Annotated in this window: 6 protein-coding genes and 1 pseudogene; 2 read left to right on the plus strand and 5 right to left on the minus strand. The window is 68.3% G+C overall.

Features of this window, described 5'->3' with window-relative positions; all coding sequences use genetic code 11:
- Both WA944_RS13840 and WA944_RS13845 read right to left on the minus strand, forming a co-directional pair.
- Positions 1-2054 (minus strand): family 65 glycosyl hydrolase (locus WA944_RS13840; protein ID WP_526371127.1); only part of this gene is annotated, 2054 nt, incomplete at its 3' end.
- A complete protein-coding gene (locus WA944_RS13845; RefSeq protein WP_526371129.1) occupies positions 2054-2776 on the minus strand; it encodes a beta-phosphoglucomutase family hydrolase in 723 nt (240 codons plus the stop codon). The genes WA944_RS13840 and WA944_RS13845, both read right to left, overlap by 1 nt.
- A gap of 58 nt (positions 2777-2834) precedes the next feature.
- On the opposite strand from WA944_RS13845, the gene WA944_RS13850 reads away from it, so the two are divergent.
- Entirely contained in the window at positions 2835-3695 is an 861-nt protein-coding gene (locus WA944_RS13850; RefSeq protein ID WP_526371131.1) for an LLM class F420-dependent oxidoreductase, read from the plus strand.
- A gap of 31 nt (positions 3696-3726) precedes the next feature.
- On the opposite strand, the gene WA944_RS13855 is transcribed toward WA944_RS13850, so the two are convergent.
- The 3 genes and pseudogenes from WA944_RS13855 to WA944_RS13865 form a co-directional block, all read right to left on the minus strand.
- Positions 3727-4599 (minus strand): rhomboid family intramembrane serine protease, encoded by an 873-nt coding sequence (locus tag WA944_RS13855; protein WP_526371133.1) that lies wholly within the window; start codon positions 4597-4599, stop codon positions 3727-3729.
- Between the two features lies 1 nt (position 4600).
- Positions 4601-5008, minus strand: a complete 408-nt coding sequence (locus WA944_RS13860) for a VOC family protein (protein WP_526371135.1) — start codon at positions 5006-5008, stop codon at positions 4601-4603.
- 10 nt (positions 5009-5018) lie between these two features.
- Positions 5019-5606 (minus strand): annotated as a pseudogene (locus WA944_RS13865) (nitroreductase family protein).
- Between the two features lie 288 nt (positions 5607-5894).
- Between WA944_RS13865 and WA944_RS13870 the strand changes: the two are divergent.
- Positions 5895-6296, plus strand: coding sequence for a hemophore-related protein (locus tag WA944_RS13870; protein ID WP_526371137.1), 402 nt, complete (start codon positions 5895-5897; stop codon positions 6294-6296).
- Positions 6297-6326 lie beyond the last annotated feature (30 nt).

Genomic DNA, 6326 nt, shown 5'->3' on the forward strand with positions numbered 1-6326 from the left:
CCGCCGAATCCGCCGACCAGCGCGGTCCAGCTCCCGGCCAGCGAAGCCAGGTGCAGGCCGTCGGCGGTGTTGCGGTGCAGGTCGCGCAGATCGATCAGCGCGGCCTCGTAGGTGTAGTCGTGGGCGAGCTCCAGATGACCGACCTCGGCGCACATGACGGCCTGTGTGCACGCCGACAGTGACGAGTCGCGGGTCATCCGCCGTTCGTAGTAGTCGACGTTGCGGGCCTTCTGTTCCGGGCTGAACTCGTGGCTGCGCCATTGCATCGCCAACACGAGGTCGGCCTGCTTGATCACCTGTGCGGGGTAGAGCCGCACATACGGTTCGTGCAGCAGCAGCGGGTACCGGGTGTTCTCGGTGAAATCCCATTCGCGCAACGTGGTGAAGCCCTCGCACTGCGGATGCACGCCCAGTTCCTCGTCGAACGGGATGTGCACCGCGTCGGCGGCGTCCCGCCAGGCGGCGGTCTCCTCGGTGTCCACTCCCAACTCGGCGGCAGCGTCGGGGTTGCGGGTGCACGCGTCGGCGGCGACCCGCAGGTTCGCCGCGGCCATCAGGTTGGTGAACACGTTGTCCCGCACCACCGCGGTGTACTCGTCGGGTCCGGTCACCCCGTCGATGCGCCAGGCGCCGTGGCGGTCGTGGTGTCCGAGAGATCGCCACATCCTGGCGGTCTCGACGAGCACCGCCAGGCCGCATTCCTGTTCCAGCGACTCGTCTCCGGTCACCACCCGGTACCGCTCGAAGGCCATCGCGATGGCGGCGTTGACGTGGAAGGCGGCGGTGCCGGCGGGCCAGTACGCCGAGCACTCCTCGCCGTGAATGGTGCGCCACGGGAAGCTGGCGCCCTTCAGATCCAGTTCGGCGGCGCGCTCGCGGGCCATGTCCAGCGTCGACGCCCGCCACCGCAACGCGTCGGCGGCCGCATGGGGTGCGGTGTAGGTGAGCACCGGCAACACGTATCCCTCGGTGTCCCAGAAGGAATGACCGTCATACCCGGTCCCGGTGAGCCCCTTGCCGGGGATGGCGCGCTGCTCCGCGCGGGCGCTGGCCTGCATGACGTGGAACAGCCCGAACCGCACCGCCTGCTGGCAGTCGGGGTCACCGTCGACCTCGACGTCGGCGCAGTCCCAGAATTCGTCGAGGTACCTGCGCTGGGCGTCCAGCAGCCCCTGCCACCCGGTGTAGCGTGCGCTGGCGATTGCGGCCGCCACCTGATCACCGAGCGCCGGGCGGGAGCGCAGGCTCGACCACCCGTATCCCACGAACTTGACGATGCGCAGCCGTTCGCCGGCCTTGAGGCCGCAGACCACCGTGGTGCGGGCCCAGTCCTCGCCGGCGTCGCCGCTGACCTCCACGCGGCCGGGCGCCTCCACGACGTGATCCATCGCGGCGGCGACCATCAGCTCGGTGCCGCGGGTTCGGTGGATCAGCGCGGCGCCGCGGTCGCTGACCTCGTGCCGCACCGGTTCGAGCGGATTCACCAGCACCGCAGCCACCCGCGGGTCGTCGGAGGGCGCCGGCTGGTCCTCGTTGGCGATCAGCTCGGACTGCACCGTGATGCGGACGTCGTCGACCGCCTCCACCTCGTACTCGATGGCGGCCAGTCCCCGTTGCGACAGCGACACCAGCCGCGTCGACTTCATCCGGATCTGCTTGCCCGCCGGTGAACGCCATTCGGCAGTGCGCAGCAGGGTGCCCGCGCGCATGTCGAGAGTTCTTTCATGCGAGAGCAATTCGCCGTACCGGATGTCGAACGGCTCGTCCTCGACGAGCAGCCGGATCAGCTTGCCGTTGGTGACGTCCACCACCGATTGGCCGTCTTCGGGATAGCCGTACCCTGCTTCGGCATACGGCAGCGGGCGGATCTCGTAGAACCCGTTGAGGTAGGTGCCGGGCAGACCGTGGGGTTCGCCTTCGTCGAGGTTGCCGCGCATCCCGATGTGACCGTTGGACAGCGCGAACAGCGACTCGGTCTGCGGCAGCAGTTCCAGGCGCAGCTCGGTCTCCCGGACATGCCACGGTTCGACGGGGAACGCCTCGTCGGTGATCATCATGGCGAGAGCAGCTCCCCGAGGTCGGTGACGACGATGTCGGCGCCGTTGTGCCGTAACGCTTCTGACTGTCCTGTGCGGTCGACTCCGACCACCAGGCCGAACTTCCCGGCTCGTCCCGCAGCCACCCCGGAGAGCGCATCCTCGAACACCGCCGCCTCCGCCGGGGTGACGTCGAGCAGTTGCGCGGCACGCAGGAATGCGTCCGGGGCAGGCTTTCCCGGCATGTTCTCGGTGCGCAGCGTGACCCCGTCGACGCGGTGCTCGACGTAGCGGTCCAGACCGGTCAGCTCGAGGACCTCGCGGGTGTTGGCGCTGGAGGACACCACGGCGCGCCGCAGGCCTGCTTCGGCAGCGGCCTGCAGGTACCGCCGGGATCCCTCGAACACCTCGACCCCGTCGGTGCGCAGGTGCTCGAGGAACAGTTCGTTCTTCCGGCTGCCCAACTCGGTCACCGCGGCCTCGTCGGCCTCCTCTCCGGTGATGTCGCGGCTGCCCAGAAACGACCGGATACCGTCCTCGCGGGGCTTTCCATCGACATAGGTCTCGTAGTCCGCACCGGCGTCGAACGCCACGAACGGCTCCCCGGTCTGGGTGCTGCGGGTGTGCAGATACTCGTCGAACATCGTCTTCCAGGCCCGCCGGTGCACTCTGGCGGTGTCGGTGAGCACACCATCGAGGTCGAACAGGCACGCGCGTATCCGGTCGGGTAGGCCCAGCATCCTTCCTTTCATACCCTGTCGCGGAAGATTCTCCGCACCGGGATGGTTGGCTGCAGGTATGCGCATCGGTGTGGTGTTCCCGCAGACAGAACTCGGCGGCGACCCGGGGGCGGTGCGTGCCTACGGCCGGCGGGTCGAGGAACTCGGCTACACCCACGTGCTCGCCTACGACCACGTCGTGGGGGCTGACCCGGCTGTGCACCGGGGCTGGGCGGGCCCCTACGACATCGACACCACGTTCCACGAGCCGCTGGTGATGCTCGGTTATCTGGCTGCACTGACCAGCACCGCGGAGTTGGTCACCGGCGTGATCATCCTGCCGCAGCGGCAGACGGCGCTGGTGGCCAAGCAGGCCGCCGAGGTGGACCTGCTCAGCGGCGGGCGACTGCGGTTCGGGGTGGGCGTGGGCTGGAACGCCGTGGAGTATGAGGCACTCGGCGAGCGGTTCACCAACCGCGGCAAACGATCCGAGGAGCAGCTCGAGCTGCTCCGGTTGCTGTGGACGCAGCGGTCGGTGACGTTCGAGGGCCGCTACCACCGCGTCACCGGCGCCGGCATCGCGCCGCTACCGGTACAACGGCCGATTCCGCTGTGGATCGGCGCTGCGGCGCCACCGGGGTTCGCCCGCGCCGGCCGGATGGCCGATGGATGGTTCCCGATGATGGCGCCCGGGCCCGCGCTCGACGAAGCCAAGGCGATCGTCGACGCAGCCGCCCGGGACGCCGGCAGAGATCCGTCGCAGGTCGGGATGGAGGGTCGCGTCACCTGGCAGGGCGACCTGGACGAGGTCGCCGCGGCGATCGGCGCATGGGCCGACCGCGGTGCCACCCATCTGTCGGTCAACACGATGGGAGCGGGTCTGCGGACGGTCGACGACCATCTGGCGGTACTCGAGGCCCTCGCCGCCGCGCAGGCATAGTCCAGCGGCCGCGCGGGCTTAGTGGTCTCGGTCAGCCCATGCCGAACATCGCGCGCAGGTCGGCGGTACGCCACCAGATCAGCGCGACGAACAGCACGAGGATCGCCACCGTCGCCCCGCCCTGCACCAGGTTGCGCTGCTTGCTCGGTGCGTAGGCGTAGATCGCGGCCACCACCGCACCGGTGACGAGCCCGCCGATGTGCCCTTGCCAGCTGATGTTCTGCGAGGTGAACAGCGGATAGATGAACGTGAAGACGAGGTTCAGCCCGATGATGGCGACCACCCCGCGAACGTCCATGTTCAGCTTGCGCCCCACCACGAACGTCGCGCCGAACAGCCCGAAGATCGCACCGGAAGCCCCGGCGGTCAGTGCGTTCAGCGTGAGCACGTACACCAGCACCGACCCACCCAGCGCGCTGAGCAGGTAGAGCGCGCTGAATCGAAGCCGCCCCAGTGCCTGCTCCAGCGCCGGGCCGACGAAATACAGCGCCAGCATGTTGAAGGCGATGTGTGCCATTCCGAAGTGCAAAAACGCCGAGGTGAGCAGCCGGTACAGGTCGCCGTCGGCGACAGCGGGCGGCCACAGCGCCAGCGCGCGTTCCAAGCCGGTGGACGCCGTCTGCAGGACGAACATCGCCAGGTTGATGCCGATCAGCACATAGGTGACCACCGGGGTGCCGGACCGTTGCTGCCGGGCGCCGAACGTGGTGGTGACCGGGCGCACGGTCTGCGCGGCGGCGCCGACACAGTCGGCGCACTGGTGGCCGACCGACGCGCTGTGCATGCACTCCGGGCAGATGAAACGGTTGCAGCGGGTGCAGCGGACGTAGGTCGGCCGGTCGGGGTGGCGGTAGCAGGTCGGCGTCTGCGGCGGCGTGCCCGGTGGATTCGGGTGAAAGCTCACGTCACAGGACCCCGAACAGTTCGATCCAGTTTCCGTCCGGGTCGGCGACGAATATCCAGCCCATCCCCGGCACCGGCGCGAACTCGGTAAGCGGTTCGACGACCTCGTAGTCGGAGGCCTCGAACGCCTCGGCGACGGCCCTCAGCTTGTTGACCCCGATGGTGAAGTACCTCAGGCCGGCCTGTGCCCGGCCACCCCCCGGTGCAGCCGGTGCCGCGGGCGGCGGGGTGTAGGTGACGAGCTTGAGCACGCTGCCGCCCAGCGAGTAGCGCCGCTGGGAACCGCCCTCGAACTCGATCTCACCCTGTGGTTCGAGTTCCAGGAATCCTTCGTAGAAGGCCACCATCGCCTCGAGGTTCGTGGTGACGAGGCCCACCTCGATGCCGGGGCTCAGCAGGTCCAACTTCACGGAGACCACGCTATCGCGCCACCAGCTCGGTCGCCGGAGCGTCCCATCGGTCCAGGTTGACGGCGGCGGCCAGCGGGCCGGCGTCGCAGCGGGCCGTGGTGGCCTCGCGGCCATCCGACGACGACGTGCCCGGCGAGCATCCAGTCGTCGGGAACTCCGACGGCCTCGCGGAGGACCCGCTCGCCGTCATAGGAAGCCCAGCTGGTCAGACACGCGCCGAGGCCCTGCGCCCGGGCCGCGAGCAGGAAGTTCTGCATGGCCGGGAAGATCGAGCCGCCCAGCAGCAACTCCGAGGCCGTCGGGAACCGCTTCTGGGTGAACAACACCGAGGTGAACTCCGCCGCACGGTCGTGCAGTTCGTACGTGGCCCGGTTATTGCGGGCCTGGCGGCTGTGGTCATCGGCCGCGGGCCGCGTCATCCCGTAGACGGGCTCGATCACCTGCAATGCGTGCGCGGCAGCACGGGCCACGACGGCGCCCAGGTGGCCGCCTCCAGGCAGCGGCGCAACGACGCGTCGTCCACGGGTTCGTCGGTGAACCGCCTGATCGTGCGGGCGGTGGACGTCGTCTCCCACAGATCGCGGGTTTCGGCACGCATGCGGTCAATTTGGCGGCCCCGCAGATAACAATTCGATGACGACGCAGATCACGATCAATTAAGACTTCGCGGCGAATCATGAGAACTTTCACGGTTTCGTGTCCGATTCAGCGATCGAAATACCGAATCCAACCCAATCTGAGGTGAACATCACTGCTGACGCTGTAACGCTGGGCGCGTTGCCAATTCGGCGATCAGTGACCGCCTTTGAGCACTTCTGATCGCGGTTATCTTGGATTTCGGGCGGGGACATCAGGCAACAATCACAATCCGAAGGACCAATCGACAATGAATTTCAACGACATCGCCGTGCGTCGCAGTCTGGCCGGTATCGGTGCAGCGTGCCTCGGGGGCGTGGCCGCAGCGACCATCGCTGCCCCCGCCGCCACCGCGCAGCCTGCCGACCAGTGCAGCGCCAGCGCGGTCTCCGGCACCGTCAGCTCGGTGACGGGTCAGGCGCGGCAGTACCTCGACGCTCATCCAGGCGCCAACCAGGCTGTCACCGCCGCGTTCAACCAGCCGCGGCCGGAGGCCGAGGCCAACCTGCGTGGCTACTTCACCGCCAACTCGACGGAGTACTACGAGCTGCGCGACATCCTGGCACCGATCGGCGACGTCCAGCGAAACTGCAACGTCACCGTGCTCCCCGGTGAGCTGGCGTCGGCCTACAACACGTTCATGGCCGGCTGATCCACTCTCCCTATTGGTCGCGGCGGCGGG

It is taken from the genome of Mycobacterium sp. (genome assembly GCF_049683355.1).
In the GTDB taxonomy this organism is placed as follows: domain Bacteria; phylum Actinomycetota; class Actinomycetes; order Mycobacteriales; family Mycobacteriaceae; genus Mycobacterium.